At 70.3% G+C, this 19,109-nt stretch carries 13 protein-coding genes; 6 read left to right on the top strand and 7 right to left on the bottom strand.

Annotation, left to right across the window (positions count from 1 at the left end; translation table 11 throughout):
• Positions 1-254: 254 nt before the first annotated feature.
• Genes ACFYWM_RS03580 through ACFYWM_RS03560 form a run of 5 tightly spaced genes read right to left on the bottom strand, consistent with a single transcriptional unit; the run spans position 255 to position 6,172 of the window.
• On the bottom strand, positions 255-1,307 hold the full coding sequence (locus ACFYWM_RS03580) for a LacI family DNA-binding transcriptional regulator (protein WP_389908032.1): 1,053 nt from the start codon (positions 1,305-1,307) through the stop codon (positions 255-257).
• Positions 1,297-2,943 (bottom strand): glycoside hydrolase family 13 protein, encoded by a 1,647-nt coding sequence (locus ACFYWM_RS03575; RefSeq protein WP_389908030.1) that lies wholly within the window; start codon positions 2,941-2,943, stop codon positions 1,297-1,299. Before ACFYWM_RS03575 ends, ACFYWM_RS03580 begins: the two co-directional genes overlap by 11 nt.
• A 50-nt stretch (positions 2,944-2,993) precedes the next feature.
• Positions 2,994-3,869: a sugar ABC transporter permease gene (locus ACFYWM_RS03570; RefSeq protein WP_389908028.1), complete on the bottom strand. Its 876-nt coding sequence runs from the start codon at positions 3,867-3,869 to the stop codon at positions 2,994-2,996.
• Positions 3,866-4,855 carry a carbohydrate ABC transporter permease gene (locus ACFYWM_RS03565; protein WP_389908026.1) on the bottom strand — a complete coding sequence of 330 codons (990 nt, stop codon included), beginning with the start codon at positions 4,853-4,855 and terminating at the stop codon, positions 3,866-3,868. The genes ACFYWM_RS03570 and ACFYWM_RS03565 overlap by 4 nt, the downstream gene beginning before the upstream one ends.
• 24 nt (positions 4,856-4,879) lie before the next feature.
• Entirely contained in the window at positions 4,880-6,172 is a 1,293-nt protein-coding gene (locus tag ACFYWM_RS03560; RefSeq protein ID WP_389908024.1) for an extracellular solute-binding protein, read from the bottom strand.
• 366 nt (positions 6,173-6,538) lie between these two features.
• Here ACFYWM_RS03560 and pulA point away from each other — a divergent pair, with 366 nt between their 5' ends.
• Together pulA and ACFYWM_RS03550 are read left to right on the top strand one after the other, a co-directional pair.
• Positions 6,539-12,391, top strand: coding sequence for a pullulanase-type alpha-1,6-glucosidase (gene pulA / locus ACFYWM_RS03555; RefSeq protein WP_389908022.1), 5,853 nt, complete (start codon positions 6,539-6,541; stop codon positions 12,389-12,391).
• 132 nt (positions 12,392-12,523) lie between these two features.
• Positions 12,524-14,254, top strand: coding sequence for a carbohydrate-binding module family 20 domain-containing protein (locus ACFYWM_RS03550; RefSeq protein ID WP_389908020.1), 1,731 nt, complete (start codon positions 12,524-12,526; stop codon positions 14,252-14,254).
• 56 nt (positions 14,255-14,310) lie between these two features.
• On the opposite strand, the gene ACFYWM_RS03545 is transcribed toward ACFYWM_RS03550, so the two are convergent.
• Positions 14,311-14,778, bottom strand: coding sequence for a hypothetical protein (locus tag ACFYWM_RS03545; protein WP_389908018.1), 468 nt, complete (start codon positions 14,776-14,778; stop codon positions 14,311-14,313).
• A 309-nt stretch (positions 14,779-15,087) separates the two neighbouring features.
• On the opposite strand from ACFYWM_RS03545, the gene ACFYWM_RS03540 reads away from it, so the two are divergent.
• From ACFYWM_RS03540 to ACFYWM_RS03530, 3 genes are read left to right on the top strand one after another with little or no spacing between them, the layout of a single operon-like run.
• A complete protein-coding gene (locus ACFYWM_RS03540) occupies positions 15,088-15,402 on the top strand; it encodes a hypothetical protein (RefSeq protein ID WP_389908016.1) in 315 nt (104 codons plus the stop codon).
• A 9-nt stretch (positions 15,403-15,411) separates the two neighbouring features.
• Positions 15,412-15,879: an NUDIX domain-containing protein gene (locus ACFYWM_RS03535; RefSeq protein ID WP_389908014.1), complete on the top strand. Its 468-nt coding sequence runs from the start codon at positions 15,412-15,414 to the stop codon at positions 15,877-15,879.
• Between the two features lie 56 nt (positions 15,880-15,935).
• Entirely contained in the window at positions 15,936-16,811 is an 876-nt protein-coding gene (locus tag ACFYWM_RS03530; RefSeq protein WP_389908012.1) for an AEC family transporter, read from the top strand.
• A gap of 79 nt (positions 16,812-16,890) precedes the next feature.
• Here the strand turns inward: ACFYWM_RS03530 and ACFYWM_RS03525 are convergent, their stop codons facing one another.
• Positions 16,891-18,045, bottom strand: a complete 1,155-nt coding sequence (locus tag ACFYWM_RS03525; RefSeq protein ID WP_389908010.1) for an epoxide hydrolase family protein — start codon at positions 18,043-18,045, stop codon at positions 16,891-16,893.
• Between the two features lie 63 nt (positions 18,046-18,108).
• On the opposite strand from ACFYWM_RS03525, the gene ACFYWM_RS03520 reads away from it, so the two are divergent.
• Positions 18,109-19,059 carry a helix-turn-helix transcriptional regulator gene (locus ACFYWM_RS03520; RefSeq protein WP_389908008.1) on the top strand — a complete coding sequence of 317 codons (951 nt, stop codon included), beginning with the start codon at positions 18,109-18,111 and terminating at the stop codon, positions 19,057-19,059.
• Positions 19,060-19,109 lie beyond the last annotated feature (50 nt).

Below are 19,109 nucleotides of genomic sequence, written 5' to 3'. Positions count from 1 at the left end.
CCGAGGGTGAGGACCGGCGGCTGTGGCGGCCTTCGCGATGTTCGAGGGGACCGGCGGCTCTGGCGGCCTTCGCGATGCCCGGGAGGACCGGCGGCTACGGTCTTCGCGGTGTGCCGGAGGACCGGCGGTTACGCCGATCTTCGCGGGGTGAGGATTTCGGAGTATAGAGATCGGCGGGCATGCCGGGGAAGCCCGTGACAGTGGCAGAAATGGGCAGAAATGGATCGTTGTGAAATGCCGACGGGTGGAGACGTTCAGCGAACGATCTTGGGACCCGAGCCCGTCGAGCCCCGCACGATGAGTTCCGGCTGGAAGATCAGCTCCGAGTGCTGGCCGGGCGTCCCGGCGACGGCCTCCAGGAGGGTGTGCACGGCCGCGGTGACCATCGGCTGCACGGGCTGGCGCACGGTGGTGAGCGGCGGGTCGGTGAACGCGATCAGCGGCGAGTCGTCGAACCCCACCACCGACACCTCCCCCGGCACCGAGAGCCCCCGGTCGCGGCAGGCCCGGATCGCGCCCAGCGCCATCAGGTCCGAGGCGCACACGATGCCGGTGCAGCCGCGCTCCAGCAGCTGCGCCGCCGCGACCTGGCCGCCCTCCACCGAGAACAGCGAGTGCGAGATCAGCTCGTCGACGTCGGTGACGCCGAGCAGCTGGGACATGGCCTGCCGGTAGCCCTCGATCTTCCTGATCACCGGTACGAACCGGCCGGGGCCGACGGCGAGGCCGATGCGCTCGTGGCCGAGGTCGGCCAGGTGCTGCACGGCGAGCCGGGCCGCGGCCCGGTCGTCGGGGGAGATGAACGGGGCGGGCACGTCGGCGGCGTGCCCGTTGAGCAGGACGATCGGCACGCCCTGCCCGATCAGCTGGGTGTAGCGGTCCGAGCGCGCGGTGATGTCCGCGTGCAGCCCGGAGACGAAGATGATCCCGCTCACCCCGCGCTCCACGAGGATCTCGGTGAACTCGTCCTCGACCGCCCCGCCGGGCAGCTGGGTGCAGAGCACCGGGGTGTAGCCGTGCTGGGTGAGGGTCTTCTCGAACGCCTGGGCGAAGGCCGGGAAGATCGGGTTGTCCAGCTCCGGGGTGACCAGGCCGATCAGCCCGTTGCTGCGCTGGCGCAGCCGCTGCGGGCGTTCGTACCCCATCAGGTCCAGGGCCGTCAGCACCGCCTGCCGGGTGACGGCGGAGACGCCCGGCTTGCCGTTGAGCACCCGGCTCACGGTGGCCTCGCTCACCCCGGCCTGCGCGGCGATGTCGGTCAGCCTCGCGGTGCCGGCGCCACCGTGACCGAGGGTGCTATGCGGCATCGAGTTCCCACCAGACGGCGGAGTCGGGGGCGAGGCGCGCCACGCCGCCCTCGACGGCCGTCTCCGCGCTGGCCAGCAGGATCCGCCCGGGGGCGGGCAGCTCCACGGGCTCGCCGGTGAGGTTGACCGTGCAGGCGAACCCGTCGCCCCTGGTGAAGGCGAGGGTGCCCTCGGGGGAGTCGAGCCAGGTCAGCGGGGCGTCGTCGAGGGCGCCGGGGGCGCCGGGGGCACCGTCGAAGGAGCGACGCTCGCGCCTGATCCGCAGCGCCTCCCGGTAGAGGTTCAGCGTGGAGACCGGGTCGCCCAGCTGGGAGGCGACGCTGAGCGGCCCCCAGGAGGGCGGCATGGGCAGCCAGGTCCCCTCGGCGCCGGGCAGGCTGAAGCCGAAGTGCGGCTCGCCGTCGGCCCACGGGAGCGGCACCCGGCAGCCGTCGCGGCCGTCGTCGGGGTTGCGCAGGCGCTGCGGGTCGCGCTGGAACTCCTCCGGCAGGTCGAGCACCTCGGGCAGCCCGAGCTCCTCGCCCTGGTAGACGTAGGCCGAGCCGGGCAGGGAGAGCGTGAGCAGGGCGGCGGCCCGAGCGCGGCGCAGGCCGGTCTCGCCGCCGCCGTACCGGGTGACGTGGCGCTTGACGTCGTGGTTGGAAAGGACCCAGGTGCAGGGCGCGCCGACCAGCCCGGCCGTCGCCAGCGACTCCTGGATGACCGCGCGGAACGCGGCGGCCTCCCAGGGCGCGACGAGGAACTGGAAGTTGAACGCCTGGTGCATCTCGTCCGGGCGGACGTAGTTGGCCAGCCGCAGCGCGGAGGGCGCCCACGCCTCGGCGACCCCGATCCGCTCACCGGGGTAGGAGTCGAGCAGTCTGCGCCAGGCTCGGTGGATCTCGTGCACGCCGTCCTGGTCGAAGAACGGCACCACCTCGGTGCCGATCATCCCGACCTGGTCGGGGTGGCCGACGTCGGGCAGCCCTTCGGCCTTGACCATGCCGTGGGCGACGTCGACGCGGAAGCCGTCGACCCCCATGTCGAGCCAGAAGCGCAGGATCGACTCGAACTCCGCGTGGACCTCGGGGTTCTCCCAGTTCAGGTCGGGCTGCTGGGGGGCGAACAGGTGGAGGTACCACTCGCCGCCGGGCAGGCGGGTCCACGCGGGGCCGCCGAAGACCGACTCCCAGTCGTTGGGCGGCAGCTCCCCCGTCGCGCCCCGGCCCTCGCGGAAGATGTAGCGCTCCCGCGCGGGGGCCCCTGGAGGCGCCGCCAGGGCCTCCTGGAACCAGAGGTGCTGGTCGGAGGTGTGGTTGGGCACCACGTCCACGATGACCCGCAGGCCGTGCCGGTGCGCGTCGTCGATCAGCGCCCCGGCGTCGGCGAGCGACCCGAAGATCGGGTCCACGTCTCGATAGTCGGCCACGTCGTAGCCGAAGTCGGCCATCGGCGAGGTGAAGAACGGGGTGAGCCAGATCGCGTCGACCCCGAGGTCCTTCAGGTACGGGAGCCTGCCGCGCGCGCCGAGCAGGTCCCCCACGCCGTCGCCGTCGGCGTCGGCGAAGCTGCGCACGTAGACCTGGTAGATCACCGCGTCGCGCCACCATCGGGTGGCGGTCCCGGCACCCGGTTCCGCCCGGACAAGCTCGGTCATGTTAAATCCCCCGATCGGATGACATATCAGGACGTAGTAGCACAGTGGTGTTACGACTTCGTGGCGCCGGCGGTGAGCCCGGTGACCAGATGCCGCTGGACGAGCAGGAAGACGACCGCCGCCGGGACCGCGATCAGCACCGCCGCCGCGGTGAGCAGGCCCCAGTCCGACCAGTGCTGGCCGACGAACTGCTGGAGCCCGATGCCCAGCGTGCGCTTCTCCTCCTGCGACATGAACACGGTGGCGTAGGCCACCTCGCCCCAGGCGGTCATGAACGAGTAGAACGCGGTGACCGCGAGGCTCGGCCTGGCCAGCGGCAGGATGACCCGCCAGAAGGTGCCGAACGGCGTGAGGCCGTCGACGAGCCCGGCCTGGTCGATCTCACGCGGGATGGAGTCGAAGTAGCTCTTCATCATCCACGCGCAGAACGGCACCGCCACCGTCATGTAGGCGATGACCAGCCCGGGGATCTGGTTGAGCAGCCCGAGGCCCGCCATCAGGTTGTAGAGGGGGACGATCAGGATCGCCACCGGGAACATCTGGGTGACGAGCAGCATCCACATCACCCCCCGGTAGCCGGGGAAGCGGAAGCGGCTGATGGCGTACCCGGTGGTGGAGGCGAGGAAGACGCCGATGACGGTGGTCAGCCCGGCGACGATCACCGAGTTGAGCAGCCAGGTCGGGAAGCGCGTCTCGGTCAGCACCCGGACGTAGTTGTCCAGCGAGGGCTGGTTGAAGATCTCCAGCTCGCTGGAGAGCCAGCCGTCGCGCGGCTTGAGCGAGGTCAGGACCAGCCAGACGATCGGGAACAGCGAGGTGGCGACCGCGGCGAGCAGGGTCGCGTGCAGCAGGATCGACTTCCCGACGCCGCGCTCCCCGCGCCTCCGGACGCGCCCCGTGGTGGTGGCTGTGGTGGCTGTGCTCACCAGACCTCCCCTTGCTTGCGCAGCGAGCGCCGGTAGACCACGGCCAGCACGACGAGGAGCAGGAGGATGATCACTCCCCACGCCGCGGAGTTGGAGTAGTTGCGGACGCCGGTGAAGGCCTCGCGGAAGGCGTAGGTGACCAGGATCTCGGTGGAGCTGCCCGGCCCTCCCCCGCTGATCAGATAGATCACCGGGAACATGTTGAACGTCCAGATCGTGCCCAGCAGGACGACCGTGCTCGACACGGTACGAAGACCGGGAACCGTGATGAAGCGGAAGCGCTGCCATGGCGTGGCGCCGTCGACCTCGGCCGCCTCGTACAGCTCGCCGGGGATCGACTGGAGCCCGCCCAGCACGGCGACCATCATGAACGGCACGCCCATCCAGACGTTCACCGCGATGACCGCGATCTTCGCCGTGGTCGGGTCGTCGAGCCAGCCGACCGCGCCCAGGCCCGCGGCCCGGAGCATCGCGTTGATCACGCCGAAGTCGCTGTTGTAGAGGTAGCGCCAGATGAACGCCGAGACGAAGCCCGGGATCGCCCACGGCAGGATGAGCAGCAGCCGGTAGGCCGAGCGGAACCTCACCCTGCGGTTGAGCAGCAGCGCCAGGCCGAGGCCGAGGCCGTAGTGGAACGCCACACAGGCGACGGTCCACACGACCGTCCAGGTCAGCTTCTCCCAGAACAATCCGCTGGTCAGGATCGTGACGTAGTTGTCGAACCAGGTGAACTCATACGTCGAGGGAATGACGTTGACGCCGATCGTGCGGCCGATGTTGGCCTCGGTGGCGTCGGTCAGCGACAGGTAGACGCCCCTGGCCAGCGGCCAGCCGACCAGCAGGCCGGTGACCAGGATCACCGGGGCGACCATGGCCCAGGCGTACCAGTGCCGGCCCATCGCCCGCCGGAACGGGCCGCCCGGCGGGCGGCCCCGGCCGCGGGCGCCGTCGGCGCCCGCGGCCCGGTCCCTGGCCGTGCTGTTCACACGCCCAGTCGAGAGCGCCACGCGTCAGCTCCAGTCCTTGAAGATGCCTCGGTACTGGCCGTCGACCTTCTTGAGCATGTCCTCGGGGGTCGCGGTGCCGCCGACGAGCGACTGGTAGCCCTCAAGCAGCGGCTGGAAGAGCTGGCCGCCCTCGGGGATCCACGGCCGGGCGGTCGCGGTGTCCATGATGGGCTTGAAGACGGCGACGTCCTTGTTGGCCTGCACGTCGGGGTTGTCGTACGCCGAGACGCGGGTCGGCAGGAGGCTGATCTCCTTGGCGACCCTGGCCTGGGACTCGGGGGTGCTCATGAAGCGGACGAACTCGTACGAGGCGTCCAGGTTCTTGGAGCCCGCGTAGATGGCCAGGTTCCAGCCGCCGGTGGGGGCTCCGGCCTTGACCGAGCCCGCCGGGACGGGGGCGATGCCCAGGTTCTCCTTGTCCTTGAACTCCTTGCCCTGGTAGATCTCCGACAGCGCCCACGGGCCGTTGTAGATCATCGCGGCCTTGCCGTCCTTGAGGGCGGTCATCGCGTTGGCGTAGCTGTCCTGGATGGCGGGCTTGGGCGCGGCGCCGGAGGTGATCAGGTCGGCGACGGTGGCCATCGCCTTCACGTTCGCCGGGGAGTTGACGGTGATCTTCTTGTTCTGCACGTCGAGGAGGTCGCCGCCCTCGCCGTACATGAAGGGCAGCAGGAAGTAGGAGTCGACGTTGAGCGCGAGGCCGTTGACGCCGGTCTTCTCCTTGACGTCGAGCGCGGCCTTCTTGAGCTCCTCGACCGTGGCGGGGGCCTTCTCGTGCCCGGCCTCCTTGAGCAGCCGCTTGTTGTAGATGAGCGCGAGGGTGTCGGTGACCTGCGGGACGGCGTAGGTCTTGCCGTCGTACTTGGTGCTGCTCAGCGGCCCCGGCAGGAAGTCCGTCTCGTTCTCCACCGCGCGGGTGCCCTCCAGCGGCTGCAGGTAGCCGAGCGAGGCGAACTGGGAGGTCCAGGCGACCTCGGAGCGGATCACGTCCGGCGCCCCCGCGCCCGCCTGTGCCGCGGTCTGGAACTGGTTCTGCGCCTGGTCGGAGGGGACGTTGACGTACTTGACCTTGATGCCCGGGTACTTGGCCTGGAAGTCCTTGATGAGCGCCTGGAAGGTCGGGCCCTCGCTGTCGGGCCGGACGGTGTCCCACCAGGTGATCTCACCGGTGATCTTCGACGGGTCCGTCGCCGCGGGCCGGCTGGGGGCCGCCGTACCGGCGTCACCGCCACCACAGGCGGAGACCGCCAGGGCGAGGGCCGCGACAATCGTCGCGGCCGAGAAGGCTCGCCGCATGTTCTTCTCCTCGTGTTCAGGGGGCGGCCGGGACCGAAGAGCCGTCCGGCCGGGTCTGGAGTACGCCGGACGTTACGCCGACGTGAACCTCATTGGAAGAAGTTTCTGCAAGAGTCTGCAAAGTCGTTACAAACCCCTCCAAAGCCGAGGAGTCACCCCACTTGCCCGCTCGACCGACGAGCGCCTGTATCGCCCTCTTAGTGATGAAAAATCACTATATGTACGTTTTGGGCGGCCGATTGGGCCCCCTTCCGGACGGCCGCGAATTGCCGGGATTCAGAAAATTGCCGCAAGGGATTGCATAGACCATTCCCAGTGAGTAACTTCCGGGCAATACCCTCGAAACAACTCCCGTGGAGGCCCTCCGTGGTCTGGCCGCTCCCCCCACGGCGCGCGAGAACGACCTTCCTGACGGGGGCCGCGCTCGCGGTGACCCTGGTCGCCACCCCCCTCGCCGCCACCCCGCCCCCCGCCGCCGCGTCCACCTCCCCCGCGCTCTCCCCCTCGATCCCCTCCGCGACCCTTTCGGCACCGGTTTCGGCCCCCGCGAGCCCCGTGGTGTCCGCGCTCAGCCGTACCGCCGAGCCCTCCGACAAGGATCTCGCCCGCGACGCGCTGCGCGCCGACCTGAGCCGCGAGCGCTTCTACTTCGCGATGACCGACCGGTTCGCCAACGGCGACCCCGGCAACGACCGGGGCGGCCTGTCCGGCGACCGGCTCGCCACCGGCTTCGACCCGGCGCACAAGGGCTTCTACCAGGGCGGCGACCTCAAGGGCCTGCTCGGCAAGCTCGACTACGTCAAGAACCTGGGCAGCACCGCGATCTGGATCACCCCGGCGTTCGTGAACCGTCCCGTGCAGGGCACCGGCGCGAACGTCTCGGCCGGCTACCACGGCTACTGGATCACCGACTTCACCAGGATCGACCCGCACCTGGGCACCAACGCCCAGATGAAGGAGCTGGTGCGCGAGGCCCACCGGCGCGGGATGAAGGTCTTCTTCGACATCATCACCAACCACACGGCCGACGTCGTCGACTACACGGAGAAGACGTACTCCTATCGCCCCAAGGGCGCCTACCCCTACGTCGACACCCGTGGCGTGCCCTTCGACGACCGCGACTTCGCGGGCAAGGACACCTTCCCGAAGGTCGACACCGGCTCCTTCCCGTACACCCCGGTCGCGCCGAGGAACGCGAAGACCCCGTCCTGGCTGAACGACCCGACGATGTACCACAACCGGGGCGACTCCACCTTCAGCGGCGGCGAGAACGACGAGTACGGCGACTTCTTCGGCCTCGACGACCTGTGGACCGAGCGTCCCGAGGTCGTCAAGGGCATGACCGACATCTACAAGACGTGGGTGCGCGACACCGGCCTCGACGGCTTCCGCATCGACACCGCCAAGCACGTCGACATGGAGTTCTGGGAGAGGTTCTCCCCGGCGCTGCGCGGCTACGCGGCCCAGCGGGGCAACAAGCGGTTCTTCATGTTCGGCGAGGTCTACTCCGGCGAGCCGTCCTTCACCAGCCGCTACTCCACCCGGGGCGGCATGAACGCCACCCTGGACTTCCCGTTCCAGGAGGCCGCCCGCTCCTTCTCGGGCGGCACGGCGGACGCCTCCAGGCTGGCCCGGCTGTACGCGGGCGACGACTACCACACCGACGCCGACGGCAACGCCTCGTCGCTGCCGACCTTCCTCGGCAACCACGACATGGGCCGCATCGGCCGTTTCGTCGCCCAGGACAACCCCGGCGCCCCCGACTCGGAGCTGCTGCGCAGGGACCTGCTCGCCCACGAGCTGATGTATCTCACCCGGGGCCAGCCGGTCGTCTACTACGGCGACGAGCAGGGCTTCACCGGCAAGGGCGGTGACCAGGACGCCCGCGCGTCCATGTTCGCCTCCAAGACGGAGAGCTACCTGGGCGACGACCTCATCGGCACCGACTCCACCCACGCCAGGGACAACTTCGTCCCCTCCCACCCGCTCTACCGGGGCATCTCGGCCCTCGCCGCGCTGCGCGACGCCCACCCGGCCCTCGCCGACGGCGCCCAGATCGAGCGGCTCGCCTCCGGCGGCCTCTACGCCTTCTCCAGGATCGACGCCACCCGGCAGGTCGAGTACCTGGTCGCGGTCAACAACGCCGAGCAGCCGGCGACCGCGAGCGTGCCCACCTTCTCGGCGGGCGCGGCCTTCACGAAGGTGTACGGCGAGGGCGCCGCCACCCTCACCACCGGCACGGACACCAAGCTGGCGCTCACCGTCCCGGCCCTGTCGGCGGTCGTCTACAAGGCGCCCGCCAAGCTCGGGGCCCCGGCCGCCGCCCCGGCCGTCTCGATCACCCTGCCCGGGACCGAGATCAGGGGCACCGCCGAGGACGGCCGCATCCCGGTCGTCGCGACCGTGCCCGGCACCGGCTTCGACCAGGTCACCTTCGCCGCCAAGGCCGGTGAGGGCGCGTGGAAGGTGATCGGCACCGACGACGCCCCCTCAAGCTCCGTTTCAAGGACTTTCAGGGTCTTCCACGACCTGCGCGGCATCGCGGCGGGCACGACGGTCTCGTACAAGGCCGTGGTGAAGGACTCCGCGGGCCGGTTCGCCTCGGCGGTCGCGGGGGCGACCGTCGGCGCCGAGCCCGCGCCCGAGGAGCCGGGCGCGGTCAAGCGCGACTGGCTCGTCGTGCACTACCAGCGCCAGGACGCCGCCGACTACGACGGCTGGGGCCTGCACGTCTGGGGCGACGTGGAGAACCCCACCGAGTGGGCGACCCCGCTCCCGCTGACCGGCGAGGACTCCTACGGCCGCTTCGCCTGGATCAAGCTCAAGCCGGGAGCCACCAGCGTCGGGATCATCGCCCACAAGGGTGACGAGAAGGACGGCGGCGACCGGATCGTGAACCCGGTCAGGAACGGCGAGGTCTGGCTGGCGAAGGGCAAACCGGAGACCCATCTGTCCCGCGCGGCGGCCCAGGGGTACGCGACCGTCCACTACAGCCGCCCCGACAAGAACTACGACGGCTGGGGGCTGCACCTGTGGGGCGACGGGCTCGCCGACGGCGTGCCCACCGACTGGGCCGCGCCGCGCCCGGCGGACGGCGTCGACTCCTACGGCGCGTTCTGGAGGGTGCCGCTGAAGGACGCCTCCCTCCCGGCGAACTTCATCGTGCACAAGGGCGACACCAAGGACCCGGGGCCCGACCAGTCGTTCACCCCGGCGTCGCAGCCCGACGCCTACGTCGCCTCGGGCGTGGCGAAGGCCCACCGGAGCCGGGCGGCGGCCGAGAACGTCGCGATCCTGCATTACCACCGGCCGGACGGGAATTACGACGGCTGGGGACTTCATCTGTGGGGCGACGTGGCGAATCCCACCGAGTGGGCCGCGCCGCTGGAGCCCGCGGGCGAGGACGGGTTCGGCGTTCACTTCCGCGTCCCCCTGACCGAGGGGGCCAAGACCGTGAACTACATCATCCACAAGGGCGACACCAAGGACCTGCCCGACAACCAGTCGCTGGACCTGACCTCGACCGGCCACGAGGCGTGGCGGGTCGCGGCGACCGAGGGCTACCCGCTGCCCCAGCCCTCGGCGAGCGGGGCCGACGCGGACCTGTCGAAGTCGTCGGCGCACTGGATCGACCGCGCCACCGTCGCCTGGAAGATCGACTCCTCCACCGCGAACCGCTACTCCCTGGCCTTCTCCGCCAAGGGCGGCATCGCCTACGACAAGGGCGACCTGACCGGCGACCTGAGGCTGATCCGCCTCGCGCCCGGCGCGCTGACCGAGGCGCAGAAGGCGAAGTGGCCGCACCTGGCCGGGCACGCCGCGTTCACCGTCGACCCGCGCGACGCCGACCTGGTGCGGGAGGCCACCCGGGGCCAGATCGTGGCCGTCGAGCGGGCCCCCTCCGGCGCGCTGCTCGCCGCCACCGGCGTGCAGTTCCCCGGCCTGCTCGACGACCTGTACCCCGGGGCGACGACCGCCGACCTGGGGCCCTCCTGGAGCGGCGGCACGCCCCGGCTGTCGGTCTGGGCGCCGACCGCGGGCAAGGTCGAGCTCGCCCTCTACCGGAACCCCTCCGGCGGGAACCGTACCGTCCACGCCATGCGCCGCGACGACGACACCGGCGTCTGGTCGGTGCGGGGCCAGCGCGACTGGAAGGACCGCTACTACACCTTCCTGGTCACGGTCTACGTACCCGCGGAGGGGAAGGTCGTCGTCAACGAGGTGACCGACCCCTACGCCCTGTCGCTGTCGGCGGGCTCGGGCCGCAGCCAGCTCGCCGACCTGTCCGACCGGGCACTGCGGCCCGACGGCTGGTCCTCGCTGGCCAAGCCGAAGGCCGTGCCGCAACGGAAGGCGTCGATCTACGAACTGCACGTGCGCGACTTCTCCGCCTCGGACACGACCGTCCCGGCGGCGAAGCGCGGCACGTACGCCGCGTTCACCGGTGACTCGGCGGGGATGCGGGAGCTGCGCGGCCTGGCGAGGGACGGGCTCACCCACGTGCACCTGCTGCCCGTCTTCGACATGGCGACCGTCCCCGAGAGAAAGGCCGACCGGACCGAGCCCTCCTGCGACCTCGCCTCGATGCCCCCCGACTCCGAGGAACAGCAGGCCTGCGTCGCGCTCACGGCGGCGAAGGACTCCTTCAACTGGGGCTACGACCCGCTGCACTACACCGTGCCCGAGGGCTCCTACGCCTCCGAGCCGGACGGTTCCTCGCGGATCAGGGAGTTCCGGAGCATGGTCGGCGGGCTGAACGGGGCCGGGCTGCGGGTGGTGATGGACGTGGTCTACAACCACACCCACTCCTCCGGCCAGGACCCCGCCTCGGTGCTCGACCGCCTCGTGCCCGGCTACTACCACCGGCTGCTCGACGACGGCACGGTGGCCACCTCCACCTGCTGCGCCAACACCGCCCCCGAGCACGCCATGATGGGCAGGCTCGTCGTCGACTCCGTCGTCACCTGGGCCCGCGAGTACAAGGTGGACGGCTTCCGGTTCGACCTGATGGGCCACCACCCGAAGGCGAACATGGTCGCGGTCCGCGCGGCCCTCGACAGGCTGACCGTCGCCCGCGACGGCGTCGACGGAAAGTCGATCATCCTGTACGGGGAGGGCTGGAACTTCGGCGAGGTGGCCGACGACGCCCGCTTCGAGCAGGCCACCCAGGCCAACATGGCCGGGACCGGGATCGGCACCTTCAGCGACCGGCTGCGCGACGCGGTGCGCGGCGGCGGCCCGTTCGACGCCGACCCCCGCGTGCAGGGCTTCGGCTCGGGGCTGGCCGGGGCGCCCAACGGCTCACCGGCGAACGGCGACGAGGCGCAGCAGAGGTCCCGGCTGCTGAACTACCACGACCTGATCAAGGTCGGGCTCGCCGGGAACCTGCGCGACTACACCTTCACCGCCTCCGACGGCAGGCTCGTCAAGGGCTCGGAGGTGAGCTACAACGGCTCCCCCGCCGGGTACGCCGCCGCGCCGGACGAGACCGTCACCTACGTGGACGCCCACGACAACGAGACGCTGTTCGACGCGTTGGCGTACAAGCTGCCGCAGGCGACCACCATGGCCGACCGGGTGCGCATGCAGTCGCTCTCGCTGGCCACCGCCGTCCTCGGGCAGGGCACCTCGTTCGTGCACGCGGGCAGCGAGCGGCTGCGGTCCAAGTCCCTCGACCGCAACTCCTACGACTCGGGCGACTGGTTCAACCGATTGCTGTGGGACTGCTCGGCGGGCAACGGCTTCGGCGCCGGGCTCCCCCCGAGGGCCGACAACGAGGACAAGTGGCAGTACGCCAGGCCGCTGCTCGGCGACCCGGCGTTGAAACCCGACTGCGCGGCGATCGGCGCGGCCCGCGCCCGGTACGGGGAGCTGCTGAGGATCCGCTCCTCCTCGCCGGTCTTCGGCCTCGCCACCCTGGCCGAGGTGCAGGAACGCGTCACCTTCCCGGTCGGCGGCACCTCGGAGACCCCGGGTGTGGTGACCATGCACCTGGACGCCACCGGGATCGACCCGCGCTGGAAGTCGGTCACCGTCGTCTTCAACGCCACCCCCGAGGCGCGTCCGCAGGCCGTCGGCGCGCTGAAGGGCGCCCGGGTGACGCTCCACCCCGTCCAGACGGCCGGCGACGACGCCGTCGTGAAGCGGTCGGCGTTCGACCCCGCCACGGGCACGCTGACGGTCCCGGCCCGCACGGTCGCCGTCTTCGTCCAGCCCTGACTCCCACGTACCCCGGAAAGCCGTCTTCGTCCAGCCCTGCCCCCCGCATACCCCGGAAAGACGGCCGGGCCAGGTGTTGCAGCACCCGGCCCGGCCAGGGAACCCGTCCATCGATCCTGGAGGCCCCCACCCATGAGACCCTACCGAGTCGTCGTCGCCACGGCGCTGAGCGCCCTGGTGGGCGCCGCCGTGCTGGTGCCCGGCGTGCTGAGCGCCCCGGCCCAGGCCGCGCCGCCCACCCCCGGCCCGATCGTGAAGCTGTGGAACTGGAACTGGAACTCCGTCGCCAGGGAGTGCACCGACGTCCTCGGCCCGGCCGGGTACGCCGCCGTGCAGGTCTCCCCGCCCAACGACTCGATGTCGCGGGGCGGCTCGGTCTGGTGGGACATCTACCAACCCGCCCGCTACACCCTCACCAGCAAGTTCGGCGACGAGAACGCGTTCAGGAACATGGTGAACGCCTGCCACTCCGCCGGGCTCAAGGTCCACACCGACGCCGTGATCAACCACATGACCGGCCAGGGCAGCACCAGCTACGGCGGCTACAGCTTCGGCAAGTACAACTACCCCGGCCTCTACTCCGCCGCCGACTTCCACTCCCCCGCCTGCACGATCAACGGCTCCGACTACGTCAACGACGGCTGGCGGGTGCAGAACTGCGAGCTCGTCGGCCTGTCCGACCTCAACACCGGCTCCGAGTACGTCCGCAACCAGATCGCGGGCTACCTCAACAGGCTCACCTCCCTGGGCGTGGACGGCTTCCGCATCGACGCCGCCAAGCACATCAACCCCGGTGACCTCGCCGCGATCAAGGGCAAGCTCACCGGCTCGCCGTACATCCACCAGGAGGTCATCCAGGGCGACGGCGAGGCGATCACCCCGAGCCAGTACACCGGCATCGGCGACGTGCACGAGTTCGTGTACGGGCGCAAGCTCAAGGAGCAGTTCAACGGCGGCCAGATCAGGAACCTGCAGTCCTTCGGGCAGAGCTGGGGCCTGTCGGTGCCCGGCGACAAGGCCGTGGTGTTCATCGACAACCACGACACCGAGCGCAACGGCTCGACCATGAACTACAAGTACGGCGACGCCTACCGGCTGGCCAACGTCTTCATGCTCGCCTGGCCGTACGGCACCCCGAGGGTCTACTCCGGGTTCACCTGGAGCAACGCCGAGGCCGGCCCGCCCTCGGCAGGCGGCGGCTTCGCCACCGACGCCAACTGCGGCAACGGCCAGTGGACCTGCTTCCACCGCCAGATGAACGGCATGGTCCGCTTCAACCGCGTCGTCCAGGGCACCTCGGTCGGCAACTGGTACGACAACGGCAACAACGTGATCGCCTTCAGCCGGGGCGCGAAGGGCTGGGTCGCGATCAACAACGAGGGCGGCGCCGTCACCCGCACCTTCGCGACCGGCCTGCCCGCCGGGACCTACGCCAACGTCGCGGGGAGCGGTTCGGTGACCGTCGGCGCGGGCGGCTCGGCCTCGGTGACCGTCCCGGCCAGGGGCGCGGTCGCCATCCACACCGGCGCCTCCGGCCCCGGCCCGACGCCCACCCCGACGGTCAACCCCGGCCAGGTCGCCACCACCTTCAACGCCACCGTGACCACGACCTGGGGCCAGAACGTCTTCGTCGTCGGCAACGTCGCCGCGCTGGGCTCCTGGAACCCGGCGAACGCCGTCGCCCTGTCGTCGGCCGCGTACCCGGTCTGGCGGGCCACGGTGAACCTGCCGGCCGGCACGGCGATCCAGTACAAGTACATCAAGAAGAACTCCGACGGCTCGGTGACCTGGGAGAGCGACCCCAACCGCTCCTTCACCACCCCCTCCGGCGGCACCGCCACCCGCACCGACACCTGGCGCTGACCTCCCCGCCCGGCACCGGCCCCGGCCGGTGCCGGCTCAGCGTGTGATCGGTTCCGTCATTTGGTGGTGCGGGGGACGATCTGGGAGATGCGCTGGTGGGACAGGCCCAGCAGACTGCCGATGTCGCGGGTGGTCCAGCCCTGTTCGACGAGGGTACGGGCGGCATCGCGGACGGCGTCGCGCTCGGCCTGTTCGGCGCGGAGCCGTGCGACGCGTGCGTCCAAGACGGCCCTCCGCGCGTTCGCCGCCTCCGGGGCGGCGGGGGTAAAGAAAAAACCGACGGTACCGGGATCGTGAGCGAACAGGTCGAGCACCCGCTCCATGGCATTGTCCGCGGTTTCCCTCCAGGTCGTGCCCTGAACCTGGATGACGTGGCCGTCTGGGAGGTCCTGGAAGGTGGCGGTCCAGCGCTTGCCGGTACGGGTCATGGTGGCGCGGTAGTCGGTCGTAACTGCGAGTTCGAGCTGGTCGAGGTCTTCGGGGAGGTCGGACTGGTCGAAGATCGCTTCGCTCCATGTGGCCATGGGGGAACCGTAGGCCGCAACGAACTGTTTCGTCTATCGAGGTAGCCAAAATCTGGCTACCTCGCTTGCCGGATAGCGTAAGAGGAACCTGCCGACAGGTTGACTCAAGGAATTGCTGCCGGGCGACCACGGCAAGAAGAGCGATGGCTGTGCTTGCCCGCGTCCAGCAGCCTTCGATGATCTTTAGCAAGCGTGGTGGCGTGGGATCCCTCCAGATCCCACGCCACCACGCCGCCTAACGGGCGCTTCCGGACAGGAGCCCTGTCCAGACGGCCCGAGCTTGACAAGTTCCGCCCCAACTCTCAGGCTGTGGAGATTCGCGACCGGGAGGAAGGTCTGGGAGGCACGCTCGCGGCCAAGATCCGTTCTTCTCTCACCTACTACCGCACCCTCACCGATTTTGACGGGTGCGAAGTACGGCTTCATGCGACGACGCTGTACGCCTCCCTCTTCCGCTATGACGACGAAATCCTCGTCAACCCGCACGCGTACGGCGAGCCCGCGTCGGCCAACGCGACCTTTCACTTCCGTCGACTCGACGGAGGGACGGTCGCCGACCACTACATGACATCATTCGAGCGGGTATGGGCCGGGGCCGTACCGTGGTCCGGCGCCGAGATCTGAGGAAGACCCATGGGACGAGTCGAGTTCTGGAACGACCCGAACGCGCCGAAGGCCAACACCCTGGTTCCCGCCTGCGGAACCGTCACCGTCGACGACGCGGGCCGCATCCTCTTGCAGCGCAGGCGCGACACCGGCCAGTGGGCGTTGCCGATGGGCAAGATGGAGATCGGCGAGACGCCTTCGCAGTGCGCCGTACGCGAGACCGAGGAGGAAACCGGGATCACCGTCGAGCCGGTGAGCATGCTGGGCATCTATTCCGACCCCGGCCACATCGTCGCGTACACCGACGGAGAGGTGCGCCAGGAGTACGAGGTGATGCTGATCGCCCGGCCGATCGGCGGCCGGCCGGGAGCCAACGACGAGGCCAGCGACGTCCGATGGGTGGCGCCCGAGGACCTTCGGTCCCTCGATATCCACCCGACGCAGTGGCGCCAGCTCAACGACTACCTGAACGGCGCGTACCCGCATATCGACTGAGCCGCGTCCGGTACCAGTTCAAAGGAGAGGGCGGCGGCCCCGATACGGTATGCCGGGTGCAGGCGGTTATTGCGGCGTTTATCCCCATATGGTTTATCGGCGCCCTCGGCTGGCTCTCCGCCCGGTTCGAATGGGCGGGCGACCAGGCCCGGCAGGCGCTGACGCGGTTCGCGTTCACCGTCGCGATGCCCGCGGTGCTGTTCACCACACTCAGCCGTACCCCGCTCGACCGGATCCAGCCCGGCCCGCTGCTCGCCTTCGGGATCAGCACCTTCGCCGTCGGCCTGCTCGCGCTCGCGCTGTTCCGCGGCGGGCTGCCGGAACGGGTGCTCGCCGCGATGTCGTCGTCCTACGTCAACGCCGGCAACCTCGGCATCCCCGTCGGCCTTTACGTCCTGAACGACGCGACGTTCGTGGTGTCGGTCCTGATGTTCCAGGTCCTGACGGTCTCCCCGCTGATCTTCCTCGGCCTCGGGGCCGGGCGCGCGTCCTTCCTCGCCCCGCTGCGGACGCCGATCGTGATCGCCTCCTTCCTCGGCCTGGCCGTGTCGGCCCTCGGCCTGCGGCTGCCCGACCTAGCGCTGCGGCCCCTGGAACTCCTCGGCGGCGCCGCGGTGCCCCTCGCGCTCTTCTCGCTGGGCATGTCCCTGAACGGCTCGGCCGTCGCCTGGCGCGGGACGGCACTGGCGGTGACGCTCAAACTGCTGCTCCAGCCGCTGGTGGCCTTCCTCGTCGGGCGCTTCCTCCTGCGTCTCGACGGCCCGGCGCTCTTCGCGGCCGTCCTGTTCGCCGGCCTCCCCACCGCGCAGAACACGTTCGTGTACGCCGCCGAGTACGGCCGCCCCACCGACCTGCCCCGCGACGCCATCCTCGTCTCCAGCGTCCTGTCCCTGGGCACCCTGTCCGTCATCGCCCTGCTGGGAGCCGCCTGAGAGAGTGTTGCGCAGCCGTCGCGGTCCTGCTGGACGCGGTGGTGGCGCCGACCTGATCGGGGTCGGCGCCGCGATGGTCTCAGCGCAGCTTGCCGAAGAACTCCCGGACGTCGCCGACGAGCAGGTCGGGGGCCTCCATGGCGGCGAAGTGGCCGCCGCGGTCGAATTCGGACCAGTGCGCGATGGTGTGTTCGTGCTCGAGGGTCCGCCGGATCGACAGGTCCAGGGGGAACACCGCGACCCCGGTCGGCACCGTGGAACGCGCACTCGCGCCCCAGGCTCCGGCATGCGCGGTCTCGTAGTAGCTGTTGGCCGAGGAACCGGCGGTGCCGGTCAGCCAGTACAGCATCACGTTGGTGAGCAACAGGTCCCGGTCCACCGCGTCCTCGGGCAGTTCGGCGGCCGGATCGGTCCACTCCTTGAACTTCTCCACGATCCAGGCCAGCTGCCCGACCGGGGAGTCGTGCAGCCCGTGCGCCAGGGTCTGCGGCCGGGTGATCTGGATCATCATGTAGCCGGCCTGCTCGGTCTCCAGATACCGCAGGTGCTCCAGCCGCGCCCGCTCGGCCTCGGTCAGCTCCCCCACCTCGTCCGGGTCGACCTCGGTGAACGCGGAGAGCCCGTTCGCGTGCACGCCGACGACCTTGTCGGGGTTGAGCCGGCCGAGCCCCGGGGAGATGACCGCGCCGGTGTCGCCGCCCTGCGCGCCGTAGCGGTCGTAGCCGAGCCGGTCCATCAGCTCGGCGAACGCCCTGGTCACCCGGTTGGTGTCCCAGCCGGCCTCGCCGGTCGGCCCGGAGAACCCGCTGCCGGGGATCGACGGGATCACCAGGTGGAACGCGTCCGCCGGGTCGCCGCCATGTGCCCCGGGGTCGGTCAGCGGGCCGATGACGTTCAGGAACTCCACGATCGAGCCGGGCCAGCCGTGGGTCAGGATCAGCGGCAGCGCGTCCGGCTCGGGCGAGCGCACGTGCAGGAAGTGGATGTTCTGCCCGTCGATCTCGGTGGTGAACTGCGGGTACCTGTTCAGCTCCCGCTCGTGGACGCGCCAGTCGTAGCCATCGCGCCAGTACTCGGCCAGCCCCTTGAGGTAGCTCACCGGCACCCCGCGGCTCCAGCCGACATCGGGCAGGTCCGCGGCCCACCGGGTCCTGGCGAGCCGGTCCCGCAGGTCGTCCAGGTCCGCCTGGGGAATGTCGATGGTGAAGGGCCGGATCTCGCTGTTGTTCTCCATACCGACAACTCTAGGAACCGGTTAGGTCAGGTATGGTCCTAGGTCAATGGCAGACTTCAAGCCATGTGGGAAACCTCGGCACGGCTGCTGCGACTGCTCTCGCTCCTGCAGACCCGACGTGACTGGTCCGGCGCCGAACTGGCCGAGCGACTGGAGATCACTCCGCGCACCGTCCGCCGCGACATCGACCGGCTGCGCGGCCTCGGCTACCCCGTGCTGGCCACCGCGGGCACCGCCGGCTACCGGCTGGGGGCCGGCGCGGACCTGCCGCCGCTGCTGCTCGACGACGACGAAGCCGTCGCGGTCGCGATGGGCCTGCGCACGGCCGCCGGCGGTTCGATCACCGGCATCGAGGAGACCTCGGTGCGGGCCCTGGCCAAGCTCGAACAGGTACTGCCGTCCCGGCTGCGCCACCGGATCAACGCCTTGCGGTCGGTGACGGTGCCGATGGCCAGCACCGGCCCCACCGTCGACCCGAGTACCCTCACCGCCATCGCCGCCGCCTGCCGCGACTCGCTGCGCCTGCGCTTCGACTACCGCACCCACGACGGAACCAGCGGCATCCGCACGACCGAGCCGCACCGGCTGGTGCACGCGGGCCGGCGCTGGTACCTCATCGGCTGGGACGTCGACCGCCAGGACTGGCGCACCTACCGCGTGGACCGCCTCGACCCGCGCACGCCCACCGGTCCCCGGTTCACCCCGCGCACCCCGCCGGACCCCGATATCAGCGGCTACACCTCGCGGGCGATCTCCACATCGGCCTATCGTTACCAGGCCCGGTTCACCCTGCATGTCAGCGCCGAGATCGCGGCGGAGCGGATCGCCCCCACCACCGGAGCGCTGGAACCGATCGACGAGCACAGCTGCACCCTGCGGGCCGGGTCCAACTCGCTCGACGAGTTGGCCATCTACGTGACGACCAAAGGGTTCGACTTCCAGGTGCACGAACCCCCGGAGCTTGTCGAGCACGTCAGGACGCTGGCGGCCCGGCTCGCCGGCGCGACGGATTGAGTACGCGATCGGGTCGGGGCAGCGGGAGTGGGGTGGTCAGGATGAGCGGC

Source organism: Streptosporangium sp. NPDC002721 (assembly GCF_042888905.1).
Classification (GTDB): Bacteria; Actinomycetota; Actinomycetes; order Streptosporangiales; family Streptosporangiaceae; genus Streptosporangium.
The sequence above is the reverse complement of the archived record's forward strand: the minus strand, read 5'-3'. Positions and strand labels throughout refer to the sequence as shown.